At 66.2% G+C, this 17,435-nt stretch carries 14 protein-coding genes and 1 pseudogene; 3 read left to right on the top strand and 12 right to left on the bottom strand.

From position 1 onward, the window contains the following. Positions 1 to 132: 132 nt before the first annotated feature. Positions 133 to 477: pseudogene (locus A6A40_RS31910) on the bottom strand (DUF3306 domain-containing protein); the annotation flags it as partial. After that, positions 470 to 1,036: a DUF3305 domain-containing protein gene (locus tag A6A40_RS27200; protein WP_108548929.1), complete on the bottom strand. Its 567-nt coding sequence runs from the start codon at positions 1,034 to 1,036 to the stop codon at positions 470 to 472. The gene A6A40_RS27200 and the pseudogene A6A40_RS31910, both read right to left, overlap by 8 nt. 122 nt (positions 1,037 to 1,158) lie before the next feature. On the opposite strand from A6A40_RS27200, the gene A6A40_RS27195 reads away from it, so the two are divergent. Next, positions 1,159 to 1,572 carry a hypothetical protein gene (locus A6A40_RS27195; RefSeq protein ID WP_108548928.1) on the top strand — a complete coding sequence of 138 codons (414 nt, stop codon included), beginning with the start codon at positions 1,159 to 1,161 and terminating at the stop codon, positions 1,570 to 1,572. Positions 1,573 to 1,578: 6 nt separating this feature from the next. On the opposite strand, the gene A6A40_RS27190 is transcribed toward A6A40_RS27195, so the two are convergent. Next, positions 1,579 to 2,352, bottom strand: coding sequence for a phytochelatin synthase family protein (locus A6A40_RS27190; protein WP_236784077.1), 774 nt, complete (start codon positions 2,350 to 2,352; stop codon positions 1,579 to 1,581). A 240-nt stretch (positions 2,353 to 2,592) separates the two neighbouring features. After that, positions 2,593 to 5,742: a carbohydrate-binding domain-containing protein gene (locus A6A40_RS27185; RefSeq protein ID WP_108548927.1), complete on the bottom strand. Its 3,150-nt coding sequence runs from the start codon at positions 5,740 to 5,742 to the stop codon at positions 2,593 to 2,595. Positions 5,743 to 6,259: 517 nt separating this feature from the next. Here A6A40_RS27185 and A6A40_RS27180 point away from each other — a divergent pair. Next, a complete protein-coding gene (locus tag A6A40_RS27180) occupies positions 6,260 to 6,442 on the top strand; it encodes a hypothetical protein (protein WP_236784076.1) in 183 nt (60 codons plus the stop codon). A gap of 51 nt (positions 6,443 to 6,493) precedes the next feature. On the opposite strand, the gene A6A40_RS27175 is transcribed toward A6A40_RS27180, so the two are convergent. Further along, positions 6,494 to 7,921, bottom strand: coding sequence for a PI-PLC domain-containing protein (locus A6A40_RS27175; protein ID WP_146191654.1), 1,428 nt, complete (start codon positions 7,919 to 7,921; stop codon positions 6,494 to 6,496). 288 nt (positions 7,922 to 8,209) lie between these two features. Beyond that, positions 8,210 to 9,283, bottom strand: a complete 1,074-nt coding sequence (gene hppD, locus A6A40_RS27170) for a 4-hydroxyphenylpyruvate dioxygenase (RefSeq protein ID WP_108549006.1) — start codon at positions 9,281 to 9,283, stop codon at positions 8,210 to 8,212. 136 nt (positions 9,284 to 9,419) lie between these two features. Here hppD and A6A40_RS27165 point away from each other — a divergent pair, with 136 nt between their 5' ends. Next, complete coding sequence (locus A6A40_RS27165; RefSeq protein WP_108548925.1) at positions 9,420 to 9,896, top strand: Lrp/AsnC family transcriptional regulator; 477 nt, start codon at positions 9,420 to 9,422, stop codon at positions 9,894 to 9,896. A 22-nt stretch (positions 9,897 to 9,918) separates the two neighbouring features. On the opposite strand, the gene A6A40_RS27160 is transcribed toward A6A40_RS27165, so the two are convergent. The 6 genes from A6A40_RS27160 to A6A40_RS27135 all read right to left on the bottom strand — a co-directional run bounded on the left by A6A40_RS27160 (position 9,919) and on the right by A6A40_RS27135 (position 17,035). Next, positions 9,919 to 11,067: a glycosyltransferase family 4 protein gene (locus tag A6A40_RS27160; protein ID WP_108548924.1), complete on the bottom strand. Its 1,149-nt coding sequence runs from the start codon at positions 11,065 to 11,067 to the stop codon at positions 9,919 to 9,921. Between the two features lie 2 nt (positions 11,068 to 11,069). Then, positions 11,070 to 12,311: a glycosyltransferase family 4 protein gene (locus A6A40_RS27155; RefSeq protein ID WP_108548923.1), complete on the bottom strand. Its 1,242-nt coding sequence runs from the start codon at positions 12,309 to 12,311 to the stop codon at positions 11,070 to 11,072. Next, positions 12,308 to 13,603 carry a glycosyltransferase family 4 protein gene (locus tag A6A40_RS27150; RefSeq protein ID WP_108548922.1) on the bottom strand — a complete coding sequence of 432 codons (1,296 nt, stop codon included), beginning with the start codon at positions 13,601 to 13,603 and terminating at the stop codon, positions 12,308 to 12,310. The genes A6A40_RS27155 and A6A40_RS27150 overlap by 4 nt, the downstream gene beginning before the upstream one ends. 7 nt (positions 13,604 to 13,610) lie before the next feature. Beyond that, positions 13,611 to 14,576 carry a GDP-L-fucose synthase family protein gene (locus A6A40_RS27145; RefSeq protein WP_108548921.1) on the bottom strand — a complete coding sequence of 322 codons (966 nt, stop codon included), beginning with the start codon at positions 14,574 to 14,576 and terminating at the stop codon, positions 13,611 to 13,613. Between the two features lie 74 nt (positions 14,577 to 14,650). Continuing rightward, complete coding sequence (locus A6A40_RS27140; RefSeq protein ID WP_108548920.1) at positions 14,651 to 15,646, bottom strand: NAD-dependent epimerase/dehydratase family protein; 996 nt, start codon at positions 15,644 to 15,646, stop codon at positions 14,651 to 14,653. Positions 15,647 to 15,679: 33 nt separating this feature from the next. Continuing rightward, positions 15,680 to 17,035: a nucleotide sugar dehydrogenase gene (locus tag A6A40_RS27135; protein WP_108548919.1), complete on the bottom strand. Its 1,356-nt coding sequence runs from the start codon at positions 17,033 to 17,035 to the stop codon at positions 15,680 to 15,682. Between the last annotated feature and the right edge of the window lie 400 nt (positions 17,036 to 17,435).

Raw genomic sequence — 17,435 nt, 5'->3', positions numbered from 1 at the left:
CGCCTGAGCTTCAGCCACCGCCACCTCCTCCTCTGCCACCTTCTCCTCCCGCGTCCTGTCAGGCAGCACGGCGTCGAGCAGGCGGGCGATGTCGTCGGTGGGCAGCAGGGCGCCATAGCCGGGCGCGTTGTAGTCCCAGTCATAGTCGGCAAAGCCGCGGAAGCCGGCGATGGACGGATCGCTGGTCCAGGCCTTGCGCAGGGCTTGGCGGCGCAGTTCCTCCGGCACCTCCTTGCGCAGGAAGCCGGTGTAGTCGCTGCCGGCGTCCAGGCTGTCGAGCGGGGGCAGGTCGGATAGGTCCGGCGCCTCCTCCTCGGCCGGAGAAACGGCCGATACGTCCACCGGGACCGCGACCGGCGCGTCGTCCACCCCCTCCGGCCGCGGCACCTCGTCCGGCGCCTCCTCCGGCCGCGTCTTCCGCTTCAGCCGCGACCAGCGACCGAGGAAGCCTTCGTCCGTGCCAGCGGGGTCAGCCATGCCGCGGCCGCTCCGCCCCGCGGTGCCGGGCCAGGGCTTCGGTGTCGGCGCGGTCGCGCTTGCGCTTGTGGAAGGGGCGTTCGACATGATGCCGGGCGACGAAGCCGTCCATCCACAGCACCAGGGGGATCGGCAGAGCCAATGGCTCGATCACGTCGTCGCCGGCTTCGGCATGGGTGTCGATCTCGCCGGGGTCCACCGTGACGGCCAGCAGCCGCATCCCCGGCGTCGGGCCGCCCGGCCGCAGGATGACGTAGGCACAGGGCTTGCCGCCGTCGAGATTGTGCTTGTAGTTCTCCGCCTCGGTCGGGAACAGGGCGATCTCGGCGGTGCCGGCATAGTGGCGGCTCCAGTCCGGCCCCTCCGCCACCACGCTCCAGTCGGGCCGTTCCGGCTCGGGTGGGACCAGAAGGACCGGCTGCCAGCGCGCTTCGATCCAGGGGTTGTCGACACGCCGCCGCTCCACCACGACGCCGACCGTCCGCCGTTCGGCGCGGTCGGGCGGGGAGGCCGGGTGGGCTGCGGGCAAGTCGGAGGCTGACGGGAACCGGGTGGGCATGGACGGTGTTCCTGATGGGCTGGAGGCGGGCTCCGTCCCCGCTACAACGCTCCGGCGGGCGAATGGTGCCGCCGGCTCGCCAAAAGCCCCCGAACCTGAGCCCCCGAACCTGAGGAAGCGCCATGCGCAAGTCCGCCGCCGCCCTGCTGCTGTCCGTCCTTCTCGCCGGCCTGCCGCTCACCGCCATCGCCCAGCAGCCGGCCCGGCATGAACCAGCTCAGCAGCAACCCGCCCCGTCGATCGATTCCGGAGCGAAGGAGTCGGCGGGCGACGCGCTCGCCCGCGACAACGGCGTCCAGAAGAGCCAGGACCCGCTCCCCAGCCAGCAGGGCAACAAGCCGCCCAGTCCGTCCAGTTCCGCCGCCACAGGAAGCGGCGAACTTCAGCAGGCACTCGCCGATGTCCGCCGGGCGCCGCCCGACCTGAACGGCACCCCGGTCCCGCGGCCGAACCGGTGGGCGAGCGAACCCAACCAGATCAACGAGCCCACACGCTCGCAGAGTCCCTCCGACCTCACCAGCCGGGACGTGAAGTAGCGCCGGCTATCCCGAAACCCGGCGGGCGCGGACGCGGATCAGACCGCTGCCCTCCGGATCGGCGCGGTCCGGCTTCAGCATGGCGTCCAGCAGCCGGGCGTCGCTGGTCCAATAGGGCACATACCACAGCCGGTCGGGATCCATCACCAGCGCGCGCCGCGTTGCCGGATCGTAGGCGCCCAGCGGCGCGACGTGGCCGAGACCGACATCCCCGGTCAGCGTTCCCTGGTCGAAGGCCAGCAGGATGATGTCGTCGGCGCTGCGCTCGTTCTCGGTCAGGATGCGGCGCAGTTCCGTCAGCGTGGCCGGGGAGGCGTCGCGCGGGCGCCAGACCTCCACCTCCGCGTCGATGCCGTAGGCGGCGAGGCTGCGGCGGACATAGGCGATCAGTTCGCCGAAGGAAACGCCCTCGCCATCGTCGGCGGTGGCGGCGCGCCAATGATCGTCGTCCACGCGGTCGAGCAGTTGCCGCCCGGTCACCAACCGTTCCGACGCCAGGGCGGGCAGTCCGCGCAGCGCATTCAGCATCATCGTCACGCTGGCCAGCGAACAGGAGGCGCTGGTCGTCTGCGGCACGTAGAAGGGGCTGAGCGCCCAGTAATCCGGTGCCGGAGTGTTGCGCAGATAGTCGGCGGCACGGGTGATCGGCACCGCGTCGGGCCCGAATTTCGGCTTCTGGTCTTCCTGCGCCCAGGCCGGCACCGTGCCGGCGATGCACATCAGGAGGCCGGCCACCATCGCCGCCACCATCCCGCCTGCTGTTCCTGCGGTCCTGCTCATCTGCGTCATCAATGGAAACGGTCTCTGTCCGTCCGGTCTCGATCGGGACTCCGCATATGGTGCGCGGCAAGGCTGGAGCCAAGCCGGTGCAACAGCCCGCGCCGGAAACGCCTGTGGACGAACGCCGAAGGGCGGAGCCCACCGCTGCCCGACATCGTCGAACAGGACAGGATCCGCCCACTGCGAAGCTCGGCACACCGGAGGGATCGGCCCCCGGAGCCGCCGTGCGGGATCGGGCGATCAGACGCCGTCCCAGAACTGCTCCATCCCGGCCGCCGCCGTGCCGACGATACCCATCTTCGCCCAGGCCAGGTCATGGATGCCCATCGCGAAGGCCGGCGAGGACGCCTGCAGCGAGTAGTCGCCCCAGTAGGGGTTGGTGAACATCGGCTTGGCGCTGACGTCGCGGTCGCCATAGGTCGGCACGTTGTAGACCAGATTCTGGTCGATGACGAAGTCGTTGGCGCTCAGCAGTTCGATGTAGTCGTCGAGCGGCAGGGTCCCCATCACCACGTTCTTGGTGATCGTGTTGTTGTGCGGATCGCCGGCCGCGCCGTGCACCGGCTGCCATTCGATGCGGATGAAGTCCTCCTTGTTGCTGGCGATGACCGAGAAGTTGTTGGTCACCACGTTGTTGTCGCCGCCATGGATCTGTACCGAGGCCCAGTCGGCATCCCTGATGAAGTTGTCCTTGACGGTGACGCCGCCGGCCATGTCGTCCAGATAGATTCCGAAGCCCTTCTGGCCGAACATCCAGCTGTCCTGGGCGCTGGTGGCGAGGCCGTTGGCATGCTCGATCCGGTTGCCCTGGATGATCAGGCCGGTGTTGGTGCTGGAGCGGCCCAGGATCTCGATGGCGCCGCCGTCGGCGGTCTCCAGCCCGGTGTAGGAGACGTTGTTGTACTGGATGACGTTGTTGTGGTTGGCCGTGTTGGTGCTGCCGCCGTAATCCTTGAACGAGATGCCGTAGCGGGCGCTGTGGTCGATGTCGTTGTTGGAGATGATGTTGTTGTCGACGCCGGTCCCGAAGATGCCGGACACCGCCTTGCGCACTTCGCCGATGTTGCTGATGCTGTTGGCGTAGATGGTGTTGCCGTTGCTGCGGCCGTCCATCTCGATGCCGTTTTCCGCCAGATGGTTCAGCGTGTTGTGGGCGATCTGGTTGTTCGACGAGCCCGAGCTGAGCCGGATCGCCGTGCCGACATTCAGGAAGCTGTTGTCGCTGATGTGGTTGCCGTCGGCATTGGTCAGCAGCAGGGCGTCGCCGCCGGTGGTGGTGTTCTTGAAGGTCAGCCCGTCGATGGTGACGTCGCTGGCGCCGGTCAGCTTGATCAGCGTGCCGAGCCGCGGCACCTCCACGCCGGTCGAGGCGAAGCCGGAGCTGGCGGCCTTGTAGAGCAGCTTGCCGTCCGACGCGCGCCAGGCGAACTCGCCCGCCTGATCGACGTATGCGGCGTTGTTCAGCAGCTTGTAGGTGGTGCCTTCCGCAAACGGCAGCGATGCGCCGTTCTTCAGCTTGATGGTGCGGGTGGCGGCGTTGAAGCTCTCGATGCCGGTCAGCGTGTCGCCCAGCCGTTCTGCGTCCATCACCTGGATCATCGTGCCCGGCTGGATGTCGGCGGCGGTCACCTCGCTGCCGTGGGAGCGGATGTACCAGCCGCTGGGGCCGCCCGACGCCGCATCGGCGAAACGCCAGCCGCTGGTGACGTCGGCGGCGTCATAGGCGTATTTCTCGGCCAGATGCTGGCGCACGTCGCCGACGATCAGGTCGAGGCTGCTGGCGGTGCCGAGCTTGGCCGAATAGAGGCCGTTGCCCTCGCTGGTGAAGCCCTTCACCACCTCGCCGCCGCTCAGCACCGGCGTCTCGCCGGGATAGTTCTTGAAGCTGTGGCCGTTGTCGAGCGAGGTCAGCTCCAGCGTCTTGGTCAGGTGGTAGGTGCCCTCGCGGACATAGGTGGTGTCGATGGTCGAGCTGGCCCGCATGGCAGCCTGCGCCTTTTCCAGCGAGGCGAAGGGACCGTCGGTGCCGTCGGCGTTCGGGGCCGCCAGCTTGCCGGACCAGCTGTCCTTGCCGTTGGCGGCGACGTAGAAGGCCGGCTTGGTCGGCGGGGTCGGGACCGGATTCTGCGGGACGGGCGTGTCGCCGAACATCTCGGCACCGGCCTTGATGTTGAGGGCGCCGCCCCAATACAGCCCCTCCTGCCCCTTGACCACGTCCTTGCCGTCGACCGCACCCTTGTCGTAGGTGACGATGCTGTCGGTGACGGGGACGGTCTTGCCGTTGATGACCACCGACTTGACGAACAGGTTGCGGTCGACGCCGTTCACCGTGGCGTCGTTGTCGTACCAGACCTGGACCGTGTGGGCCTTGGTCGGATCGATGTCGGCGGTGAACTTGTAGCCCGCGGCGGTGGCCGACGCCTTGGCGTCGCCGATCACCTGCCCGTCGACCAGCAGCTTGAAATGCGCCGCCTGTCCGCCGGCCGAGGTGCCGTAGGCGTTGACGACGATGTCGACCGGCTTGGTGGGCGGCGGCGGCGGCGGCGGGACATAGGCGCCGCCGAAATACTCCTCCGGCACGCCGAAGGACAGGGCGCCGCCCCAGAACAGGCCTTCCTGGCCGGCGACCACGAACTTGCCGTCGACCGGTCCCTTGTCGTAGGAGGCCATCTCGGAGGTGGCGGAGATGGTCTTGCCGTCGATGTTGATCGACTTGACATAGAGGTTGCGGTCTACGCCGTTCACGGTCGCGTCATTGTCGTACCAGACCTGGATTTTGTGCGCTTCGTTGGGATCCACCTTGGCGGCGAAGGTGTAGTCGGTGGCCGAGGTCGCGTTGACCCAGGCGTCGCCCACCACCTCGCCGTCGACCAGCAGCTTGAAATGCGGGGCCTGGCCGCCGGCGCCGATGCCATAGGCCTTCACCTTGATGGTGGTGGTCATGGTCGCGGTGTCGCTGCCGGTGTCGACCGGCGCCGTCGAGAACAGCGTGGCGGGCAGCGCGACATTCAGCGCGCCCGGCCAGTACATTTCGCTCTGCCCGGCGATGACGTGCAGTCCGTCGATCTTGCCAGTGTCGTATTTCACCGAGGGATCGATGGCGAGGATGGTCTTGCCGTTCACCTCGAAGGACTTGACGAACAGGTTGCGGTCGACGCCGTTCACCGTGTCGTCGTTGTCGTAGACCAGTTGGAGGGCATGCGCCTTGTCGGCCGGTACGTTGGCGGTGAAGACATAGCGCGACTGGGTGGCGGAGGCGACGGTGGCGTCGCCGATGACCTTTCCATCGACAAGCAACTGAAAATGCGGCCATTTCCCGCCAGCCACGGTGCCCCAGGCATTGACCGCGAAGGTGACCTGGATCGTGCCGTCGGTGTTGGTGGTAGCCATTTTGGAACTCCGCTTTATGGGTATCGCCTTGTTCCGCAGGCTCGTCTGTCAGACTTAATCGGGTACTAACACTTATGGTTAGAAAATTATGAATGAGGCGGTTTCCCGTGGCATGAATGAGACAAAAAACGGACGGTTGTTTTTTTAGGCGAATCAGTGGGAAATGGAACTCCGCCATCCATGGCGGTCTGGCAGAAATTGATCGGCAAATTTTACCAGGTTGCCTCGGGCTTGAGGGTTTCTATTTGATGGAAGCCTTATGAATGAAGGATGCTTTACCGTTTTTGGGCGTCCCGACTTGTGAATGAAGGTTGTGAGCGTCGTCCGGATATCGCGCTTAAAGAATGGAACCGGACTCCCTGTTTCCGCGTCTAGCTTGGGCGTCCCTGCGGCGCATCGGCAGGGGGACGGACGGCATGGACGGCGGACTGAACGGCGGACTGGGCGGCAACGGAGAGGGCAGGGCCGCCGACGGCGGACGCATCGACCGCGTGCAGCTTGTCATTTCTCGCCCCTGGTGGTGATCGCGCTTCTGCTGTGGAGCTGGCTGTGGGGGGCGGCCGGCACCTTGCTGGCCGCCCCGATGGCGGTGCTGATCGCCATCACACTGAACCACGCCGACGCCCTGCGTCCCTTCGCCATCTTCATGAGCGACAAGACCGACCGCGAGCGCTTCGACGCCCATACCCATCCGGAATGAGGGGTGTGGTTTCCCCTCACCGCTTGGCGGGGACGGGACGGGCGGTGGAGATCAGGCTGACAGCCCCATGCGCTGAAGCGTGATGGCTGACGCTGTCTGCGCCAGGGCGTTGTCGACGAAGTCGTTGAGGAACACGACCAGTTGGTTCTTCAACAGGTTCTTGTTCACATTCGCCAACAGCCACGGATAGGTGGCGCTGTCGAAAAAGGCCTTGGTCGACATCAGCGGAGACGAGGCATTGCTTTGCGACAGGGCACAGGATGTAACCACTGCGGCACCGGTGGAGGTCGCCGTACCTTGAAGCTGAAGCACGGTATAATTGCTTCCGCTCTGGCCGGCGGCGGTCATCGCGGACAGGGCGGCAATGATGTTGCCGGGCTGGGTCGTCGCATAGGAATCGTCGTTATAGGAGTCGTATTTGGCAGCCTGCATCCAGTTCGAGATCTGATTCAAGAAGATCAGGCGCTTGTTGGCAGCAATCAGGGTGCCGTAGGTACTGGACAGATCGCCGGCGTCGCCGATGGCGATCTTCGACTGTGTCGATTGCTGCGCCGAGGACAGAATACCGGCAAGGGTCGCCTCGTCAGGCGTCATCGACGGGTCGTAGAAACCCTGGTTGTTGGCCGACACAACAACGATCTCCGATGGATTGGCGGCGAGCCAATTCAGGACGTCGTTGAGAAAGCTGGCGAACGGATAACCGGGGATCACGGTATGCTCATGGTAGATGCCGCCGTCGAAGGGCCGAATCTGAGGCGGCAGATAACCCGGACGGAAGTCGAAGTAACGGCACCCCATGTTGAGCATGGAAATAACGTTGTCCTTCTGCGTAACCGCCAGATTGGTGATCGCTGTCAGCGCCTGGCTTGCGGCGAGTTTGACGACTACACCGAACGCCGCCGATCCGAGAATGGAAAGGAGAGCGCTTGCCGCATTGCTGTTGGCAAGCAGGTTCCGTACGCATGTCAGATCGAAGGTTCCGGCATCATGGGCGCCGGGCAGGCAGAAGCTGCTGAAAGGCTGATCGGCGGCGGCTGGATTGGCCGTCACCAGCTGGCCCATCCAATTGAAAACCGGCGGCGTCAGATATGCGTAGGCTTGGTCCTGGTTGGTCAGATCGCCGAAGCCGGGCCCGGAATCGTAGAAACCATAAGAAAGGGCGAAGCCGGGAGCGCTCAGCGACGGCGTGGCCATCATTGTGGACAGGTTTCCGCCATCCATGTTTCCCGTGATTGGGTCAATGACTGCAAGCCCGCTGAAACCAGGAGCAGTGCCGACTGTTTGCCATCCAAAACTTCCATCGATGCCCGTGAATGCGAAGGAATAATTGACTTGCACATTGCCGGTCTGAAAGTTGGGGCTGGCCGTGAAAGACTTGCTCCAAGTCTGAGAATTCTTCAGATTGTCATACTCTGTTGCGGCAATTGATGCTGAAGGATTATTAACAAAGAAATAATAATCGACCCCTTTGCTTGGCATGACACCCTCCGGCAGAATGAACGGTTCGAAAATACTCCTAATGCGTGCTTTTTAATTATAGCTCACGCTTTTAAAGAGCGTTATAACGCAAATGACTCCTTTTGAGTCATTTGCGTTCAAAGGAAATCAATTAATAATGCAGGAACAACATCAAGATTACATCCATGTAAAACACATAAGTTGAATTATGGAAATATTGGTCTTAAACCCGCTTTCCAGAACGCACGAACGCCGCCCGCTCTCACGACCGGACGGCATTCGGAATCTGCCTGTGGAATTGGCTGGGGGTCAGGCCGCATCCTCGCTCAGCACGCCGCGGCGAATCTGGTCGAGTTCGATGGATTCGAACAGCGCCTTGAAGTTGCCCTCGCCGAAGCCCTCGTTGCCGATGCGCTGGATGATCTCGAAGAAGATCGGGCCGATGACGGTCTGGGTGAAGATCTGCAACAGCAGGCCCTGGCCCTCGGTCGGCGCGCCGTCGACCAGGATGCGGTTGGCGCGCAGGCGCTCCAGATCCTGGTTGTGGCCGGGAATGCGGGCGTCGATGCCCTCATAATAGGTGTCGGGCGTGTCCTGGAAGGGAGTGCCCAGGCCGCGCATCGTCTCCACGGTGTGGACGATGTCATTGGTGCCCAGCGCGACGTGCTGGATGCCTTCGCCCTTGTAGTCGCGCAGATATTCGACGATCTGCGACTTGTTGTCGGCGGATTCGTTGATCGGGATGCGGATCTTGCCGCAGGGGCTGGTCATCGCCTTCGAGCGCAGGCCGGTCAGCTTGCCCTCGATGTCGAAGTAACGGATTTCGCGGAAGCCGAACAGGCGGGTGTAGAACTCGGCCCACTCCTCCATCCGCCCGGTGTGGACGTTGTGGGTCAGATGGTCGATGTAGGTCAGGCCGGCGCCCTGCGGATGCTGGTCCACCCCCGGCAACGGCACGAAATCGACCTCATAGATGTTGCCGCGGTCGGCATAGCGGTCGACGAGGTAGATCAGTGAATCGCCGATGCCCTTGATGGCAGGAATGTTCAGCTCCATCGCGCCGACCCGGTTCTCGACGCCCCAGGCGCCGAGGTCGACGGCGCGGCGGTAGGCGAAGGCGGCGTCGGCGACGCGGAAGGCGATGGCGCAGATCGACGGGCCGTGCTGGGCGGCGAAATTGCGCGGGAAGCCCGACGGCTCGGCATTGACGATGAAGTTCACGTCGCCCTGCCGGTAGAGCGTCACGTCCTTGGACCGGTGGCGGGCGATTGCCGAGAAACCCAGCTGCTCGAACAGGCGACCCAGCGCCACGGTGTCCGGCGCGGTGAATTCGATGAACTCGAACCCATCGGTCTTCATCGGGTTTTCCCACATGTCGGCCATGATCGCCTCTCCCTTTGATTGCTCTGCGATCAGCATGCCGGATTGTCCGTGGAAAGAGCTTTCAAAGTGGGGCGGGCACACCTATGATCTTGGCAGGATTTTTCGAAATGACATTTTATATCGGAGAGTTTAACCGGTGCCCGCCGCTCTATCGGAAATCGACGTCAAAATCCTGATCGCCCTGCAGGAGGACTCGCGCCTGACGGTGCAGGAACTGGCCGACCGGGTCGGCACCTCGCCGTCATCCTGCTGGCGCCGTCTGAAGTCGCTGGAGGAAACCGGGGTGATCCGCCGCTACACGGCGCTGGTCGATCCCAAGGCGGCGTCGGTCGGCGAATGCGTCTTCGCCCATGTCACTCTGGACCGCCATTCCGCGGAGACCGCCGCCATCTTCATCGACACGGTGCGCAAAAGGCCGGAGGTTCTGGAATGCTATGCGGTGTCGGGCGACGCCGACTATCTGCTGCGGGTCGCGGTGCGGGCCATCGCCGACTACAACCGTTTTCTGGAGGAGTTCGTCTTTCAGCTGCCCTTCCAGGTCCGCATCCGCTCCAACTTCGCCCTGAAGGAAATCAAGTTCGAGACGGCGCTGCCGCTGGGGGGCGGGGCGTAGCGCCCCCACCCTGCTTCGCGCCCTACCCCGCCACGCGGCGCTTGGCCGGCACGGCAGCGGCGGCGGTCGCGGGATGCGGTCCGGCGATGCGGTCCAGCAGCAGGTCCAGGCCGATGCGGCTGGTCTCGTAGGCGACCCGCGCGCGGGTCAGCGTCTGGGCGGACGCGGCGGCGAGCGCCTCGCGGTCGTCGGCCCAGGCCGCCAGGATCGGCAGCGCCGCCTTCACGAAATCGGCATTCTGCGGCACCAGCCCGTCGGCCGGGATGTCGGAGCCGATGCAGCCGCGCTCATAGGCCAGCACCGGCACACCGGCCGCCATCGCCTCGAACAGGACCAGCGGCTGAGCCTCGTTCCGGTAGCGGGTCGGGAAGACGAAGACATCGATGTCGCGGTAGAAGGCATCCTTGGCCTCGCCATGGACCGGGCCGTGATACTCGACCGCCCCGTCGAAGGCCATCAGCCCGGCGGCGATCATCGCATTGTCCTTCGGCTTCAGCCCCGGACCGGCCAGCACCAGCTTCGCGTCCACCCCGTCCAGTTGCAGGGCGCGCAGCAGCGCGAACAGCGTGTCCAGCCCCTTCTCGCTGCACAGGTTCGACAGATGGCCGATGCGGAGGGGACCGTCGCGCCGCGGACGCGGGGCGGCGTCGGGGGTGGAGAAGATGGCGTTGGACATGGTCATGCAGCTGCGCGCCGCCGGATAGATCGACTGGAAGCGCAGCTGCATCGCCGGGCACAGCAGCACATGGGTGCAGTCCGTCCCGGCGACCCTGGTCAGCAGCCGCATCCGCCATGTCGGTTTGCTGATGGTGGCGAAGGAATGATGGTGCAGCACACGCTCATAGCCGAACAGGCGCGCGGTGCCGGCGAGCGCGGCGGTATAGAGCGCCCCCCAGCCGGAATCGACCGGCATGTAGAAGCGCCGGTCGGCCTTCCCCACTCCGGCGGTGAGCCGGCCCATGGCGCCGAACACCCGCGTCATCTTGCGGAGATGATAGAGGGCGCCGCCGCCGTTCCAACCGGGCGACAGGTCGGCGACCTCCACGCGGCTGCGCCCCCGCATGCGGTCCTGCAGACGCTCCAGCACCAGGGCCGTCACCCGGCTCATCCCATCCACCGGCGGCGGCAGGCGCCCGGAGACGACCACATGGGTGCGCGCGTTCCGTTCCATCGTCAACTCCCGGTCAGGGCCGCTCCGGCGGACCGGCCATGCTGGCCACCCTCCGGGTCGGCGGAATAGTCGGACACATAGTCCCTGTCCGCGCTGCGCTCCGCCTTCGGGCCGCCCAGCGCCACCACGGCCTTCTCCACCGACCGGGCGAAGAAGCTGGCATCGGCCAAGGCCTGGAAGGGCCGCCCGTTCAGGCTCAGGCGGCGCCATTCCTCCTCGTCTCCCGCGACCGACAGCATGTAGCGCGCCAGCCCCTCGGGGTTGTCCGGCTCCACGATGTGGCCGTTCAGCCCGCTGCGGATCAGCACGTCGCGGGCGCCGCACTGGTCGGACAGGATGGTCGGAACCCCCATGGCCAATGCCTCGTTCACCACCAGGCCGAACTGCTCCTCCAAGGACGGCAGCAGCAGGCACAGCGTGGACCCCAGCGTTTCCGCGATCCCCTTCTCCTGCAGGAAACCGCGGAAGACGATCGATCCGTCCAGCCCGCGCCGCGTCACCTCGGCCCGCAGGTCCGGCTCCAGCGGACCGGATCCGCAGAGGTGGAGCGGTCGGGCGGCGGGACCGGCCAGCCGCCGGTAAATGTCGTAGGCTTCGACCGCCCGGAACAAGTTCTTCTTCGGGACGAAGCGCGCGATGATGGTGAAGTGGCGGTCGGCGAAGGGTACTCCGCCAGGGGCCGGCTCCATCCCGGACAGTCGGCGGATGCGGTCCAACGACAGCGTGTCGTACCCGATGTAGAGCCGGTCCTTCGGAAGTCCCAGCAGACGGAAGTAATCCACCGTGCGGTGGCTTCCGCCGATCCCCGCCTGATAGGGGGAGTAGAAGACGCTCTTGACCATCTCCCGCCACAGGATGCGCGGCTTGTCGTCATACTTGGACGCGTTCATGTTGATGACCTTGCGCCCCATCAACCGCATGGTCAGGGCAAGCGCGAAGACGTCCGGATCCTCGTAATGGCACAGGAAGACGAAACGCGCGTCGGCGCGCCGGCATTCGCGCAGCAGGGCGCGGTAGACCGCGGCCTTCGACAGGTCGGCCTTCGATTGGCCGGGGAACAGGGTGATCTTGCGGAAATTCTGCCCGGTTCCGGTCGAATCCCAGGCGTAGGTATGCGATTTCGACCCGACCTCCAGCCCGACCACGTCATAGACATGGCCCAGCCGGTGGCCGACGGCCTCCAGCCGGTCCATGTGGTAGGGGCCGAACATCTCCCAACTGAAGACCAGCACGGGCTTCTTCATGCTGCCTCTCCCAACAGAAGGCGGGCGTAGCGGTCGAGCGCCACCGCGCGGGTGGCATTGGCCTCCACCCAGGCACGGCCGCGGCGTCCCATCGCGGTGGCGCGGGCAGGGTCGGACAGCAGCGCCGCCACCGCCTCCGCCATCGCGCGCGGCTCCTCCGGCGGGGTGCACAGGAAGGCGCCGACCTGCGCCTCCAGCGTGGCAAGCGCCGACCCCGGCAGGCAGGTGCTGACGAAGGGCCGGCCGGCGGCGAGGATGGTCACCGCCTTGCCGGGCATGGCGAAGGCCGCGCCCTCGGGCCGCTGGGGCACGAGATGGACGTCGCCCTCCGCCATCGCCTCGTTGAGCTGGTCCTTGGGCGCCAGCGGCTGGAAGATCACGTTGCCGAGCCCCATGGTGCGGGCGCGCGACTTGAGCTCCTCCTCAAGGCCACCCTGCCCGCGCATCTTGATGCGGGCCTGCGGCATCAGCTCCGCGAGATGGCCGGCCATGTCCAGCACCTGCTCCAGCCCCTGCTTGCGGGCGAAGGCGCCGCTGTAGAGCGCCGTCGGCGGCTGGTCGGGGCGCGGCAGCGGGTGGACGGCGTCGGCATCGACATGGGGCGGGATCACATGGATCGGCTTGGTGACGCCCAGCTCCTCCAGCACGCCGCGCATCGGCTCCGACAGGACGACGATGGCATCGGCGCGGTTCAGCGCCGTGCGCTCCATGGCGCGGATCGCCCTGACCGCCGCCTTGCCGCCCATGCCGAGCGCGCCGGCAAGGCCGGACTGGATGTCGTGGACGATGGCGACATGGCGGCCGCCCGGCGTGGTCAGGCGGTCGGCGACGGCCACCGACAGGATCGACGGGCAGAGCGACAGCACCGCGTGGTGCCGCCCGACCCGGCCGCGGGCGAGTGCGGCGGCGAAGCCGGCATGCAGCACGCCCTCGTGGATCAGGCGGGCCTTCATGCCGCCGCCGGCCGGCGGGATGGTGGGCAGGCGCTCGATCAGCACCCCGTCCACCGTCCTGCTGTCCTGCGACCCGTCGGCATAGCCGTCATAGACCGTGTTGCCGGGATAGTTGGGCCGCGCGGTCAGCACGGTCGTCTCCGCCCCGGCCGCCGCGAAGGCGGTCGCGAGGTCGGTCATCATCGGCGCGCTGCCGGCCGGCTCCGGCCAATAGCTCTGCGCCACCAGCAGCAGCTCCTCCGGCACGGGCACGTCCGACAGGGAAAGCGAGCTGGGAGAGGCCTTGGAGGCTGGCCGGTCGGTGACCGGCTCCCGCAGATGGATGGAATCGTCCGGCATCGGGGCTTTACTCCGCAGCCTGCTTGGAAGCTTGGCGACGGTTCGGAGCGGCGTTCTCCAGGAACCAGTCGTAGGTGCGGCGCAGCCCCTCCTGCAGCGACACCTTGGGGCGCCAGCCGGTGGCGAACAGGCGCGACACGTCCATCAGCTTGCGCGGGTGGCCGTCGGGCTTGCTCAGATCGTGGGTCAGCGTGCCGGTGTAGCCGACGGTGTCGCGGATCAATGCTGCGAGATCGGCGATGGCGATGTCGTCGCCGGGGCCGACATTGATGATCTCCTCGCTCTCGTACCGGTCCATCAGATGCAGGCAGGCATCCGCCATGTCGTCGACATAGAGGAACTCGCGCCGAGGCGTGCCGGTGCCCCACAGCGTGACGGTCTGGTCGCCGGCCAGCTTGGCGTCATGGAAGCGGCGGATCATGCCGGGCAGCGCGTGGGAGGTTTCGGGATCGAAATGGTCGCCGGGGCCGTAAAGGTTGGACGGCATGGCGCAGATGGCGTTGAAACCGTACTGGCGCCGGTAGGCCTGGCACATGGTGATGCCGGCGATCTTGGCGACGGCGTAGGGCTTGTTGCTCGGCTCCATCGGGCCGGACAGCAGCGCCTCCTCCTTGATCGGCTGTTCCGCATGCTTCGGGTAGAGGCAGGAGGAGCCGAGGAAGAGGAGCTTCTTCACGCCGGCGCGCCATGCGGCGTCGATGACGTTGGACTGGATCAGCAGGTTGTCGCGGATGAAGTCGCCGCCGAAGCGGTCGTTGGCGAGGATGCCGCCCACCTTCGCCGCGGCCAGGATCACATGCTCGATCCCCTCGCGGTCGAAGAAGGCGCGCACCGCCGCCTGGTCGGTCAGGTCGAGCTGCGACCGGTCGCGGATCACGAGGTCGGTGTGCCCGGCCTCGGTCAGCCGCCGCAGAATGGCGGACCCGACGAGTCCCCGGTGGCCGGCGACGAAGATACGGCTGTTGCGGTCCATGCGGGCCGTCTCCTNCCTCGAAGAGGGGGAGGGTTAGGGAGGGGGCAGAGAACTGGAGGGGTCTAACGCCCCCCCTACTCCGCCGCCTGCCCTATGCGCCCCAGATCCGCCCGTGCGCGCTCGGCATACCACTCCACCACGCCCGGCAGGCCGGCGGAGAGCGGGATGCGCGGGGTGAAGCCCAGTGCGGTCAGCCTGGCGATGTCGGGGCTGCGGCGGTCGGTGCCGCCGGGAGCCGCAGGACCGGGCATCACCTGGGCCTCGCGGCCGAGGCAGGCGACCGTCTGGCGGGCGAGGTCGGCGATGGTGACCTCCTCCGGGTTGCCGACATGGTAGATGCCGAGATGCTCGCCCTTGTCGACCACCGTCACGATGCCGTCGATGGCGTCGTCGATGTGGACGAAGGCGCGGGTCTGGCGGCCGTCGCCCTGGATCTGGAAGGGCACCGGCCCGTTCGGATGGCCGGCGATGGCCTCCACCGCGCGGCGGGAGAATTCCGGCACCACATGCTCCCAGCCCATGTCGGCGCCATAGACGTTGTGCGGACGGAAGATCGCCACGCGGTCGAAGCCGCTGCGGCCCCAATTGACCGCCAGCAGTTCCGAGATCAGCTTGGAGCCGCCATAGCTGTAGCGGGCGTTCAGCACGTCCGGCACCACCAGCGGCACATCCTCCGGCGTCGGCACCATCGGCGGGGTCTGGTAGGCCTCCGAGGAGGAGGCGACGACCAGATCCCCCACGCCGTCGGCGCGGCAGGCGTCCAGCACGTTCAGGATGCCGCGCACGCCGACGTCCAGCACCACCTCCGGCTTCTCGTAGAAATGCCTGGTGCCGTTGACGGCGGCCAGATGCAGCACGCCGTCGACCCCCCGCACCGCCCCGCGCACGGCGTCGGCGTCGCGGATGTCGCCCTGGACGAACTCCACGTCGTCCAGCACGCCGGCCAGCCGCCCGGTATGCCCGCGCGAGTTGTCGTCCAGCACGCGGACGCGATGGCCGTCACGGACCAGACGCTGGACCAGGGCGGCGCCGATGAAGCCGCTGCCGCCGGTGACGAGATAATGTTTCATGTCGGTTCGATTCCTCTTCAGGCCCGGATTCCGTCAGGCCACATGCGCGTAGCGGGCTGCGCCATGGCTGCCGAGCGCCACGTAGGCGGTGCCGTCCGGCAGATCGACATCGCGGCTGTTGAAGTTGTTCCAGAAGTCGTAGATCACGCCCGGACGGTCCATCCGCTGGGCCAGATCCGGCAGCGGCATCGAGGTGAAGACCGGGTGGTTGTTCAGGATCACCGCCAGATTGGCGCCGGACACCGCCTCGGCCATGTTGGCCGCCGGCTCCAGCCCGAAGGAGCGGATGTCGTCGGGCCGCACCACCGCGTCGAAGCCGCGCAGGCGGGCGGTGGGGAAGCGCTGGCGCAGCTCCTCCAGCACCGGCTTGGCCATGGTGCCGCGCAGATCGTCGGTCGCCGGACGGCCCTTGAAGGCGAGGCCCATCAGGCTGATGGTCGGCACCTGCGGGAAGCCCTGCATCGAATTGGCGAGCTTGCCGAGGAAATCGGCGACCTCGACCGGCTGGCTTTCGTTGACCAGACGGCCGGCGGCGGTGATCGCCATCTCGACACCGACCTCGCGCGCCGCCTCGATCAGGATGTGGGGGTCCTTCTCCAGGCAGGGACCGCCGACCGGGCCGGGCAGCGGCAGGTTGGTGCGCGGATAGCCCAGCTTGCCGGCGCGCGCCACCTCGACCGCCGAGATCTCCATGGCGTTGCACAGCTTGGCGATCTCGTTGGAGAAGGCGAAGGTGACGTCGCGGTAGGTGTTGTCGACCAGCTTGATCAGCTCCGCCGTCTCCAGGGTGGAGACCTTGACGGTGGTCGGCGTCAGGATGCCGAAGATCTGCGCCGCGCGGGTGGCGACGTCCAGGCTCTCCGCCCCGATGATCTGCGGCAGCTGGTTCAGCTCCAGCAGCGCCTGCCCTTCCAGCGTGCGTTCCGGGCAGAAGGCGATGTCGAACTGCTTGCCGGTGGCGCGCAGGATCGGCGCCACGATGTTGCGGGTGGTGCCCAGCTTCACGGTGGAGCGCAGGATGACCAGATCGCCGTCATGCAGGCAGCTGGCGACCTGACGGGTCGCCGCCTCGATCATGTCGGTGCGGACCCGGCCGTCCTTGCCGAGCGGCGTACCGACCGTGATGATGAAGACGCTGGCCTTGCTGCAATCCTGCTGGTTGCGGCTGAAGGTGAAGCGGCCGCGTGCGATGACGTGGCGCAGCTTCTCCGTCAGGCCCGGCTCGTGGAAATGCGGGTTGCCCTGGCCGAGCTTGTCGAGCACGTCCTGCCGCACCTCGACTCCATGCACCTGGAAGCCGGCGTCCGCCATCGCCACCGCCAGCGTCAGGCCGACATAGCCGAGCCCGAGGACGCAGACGTTACGATCGGAAAAAGTCTTGGGAAGCATCGTCGCTCCTGCCGTTTGCTGAGCCCCCGCCACCGGCGGCGGGGCCTTGGAGTTTGGAGACGCCCCGACTGCCCTGCCCTGTCTCCAAGGATGCAGACGGAGAAACCTCGAAATTCGAAATTGTTTTCTTGTTGTGACTTCGCCGTGACGATGAAGTACCTCGTTACCGGCGTTGTGCAGCGCGAAGTGTTTCAGAAATCGCCATCAGATGAAAAGACCATGATTGCAGATCACAGCCGTATTAATGGTACTAACCCCCGCCGCGCGCGAATGAATGCTTGGAGGCACCAACAGAGACGTTCGAAAGTGGTGCAATAGGCACTTTCCATTCCAGCGTCCGAAAAGCGAAGGCCGGCATTGCAAACTTGTCGGGTTCGATCGCCGGAGCGGACAACCGGAC

It is taken from the genome of Azospirillum humicireducens, assembly GCF_001639105.2.
GTDB classification, from domain to species: Bacteria; Pseudomonadota; Alphaproteobacteria; order Azospirillales; family Azospirillaceae; genus Azospirillum; species Azospirillum humicireducens.
The sequence above is the reverse complement of the archived record's forward strand: the minus strand, read 5'-3'. Positions and strand labels throughout refer to the sequence as shown.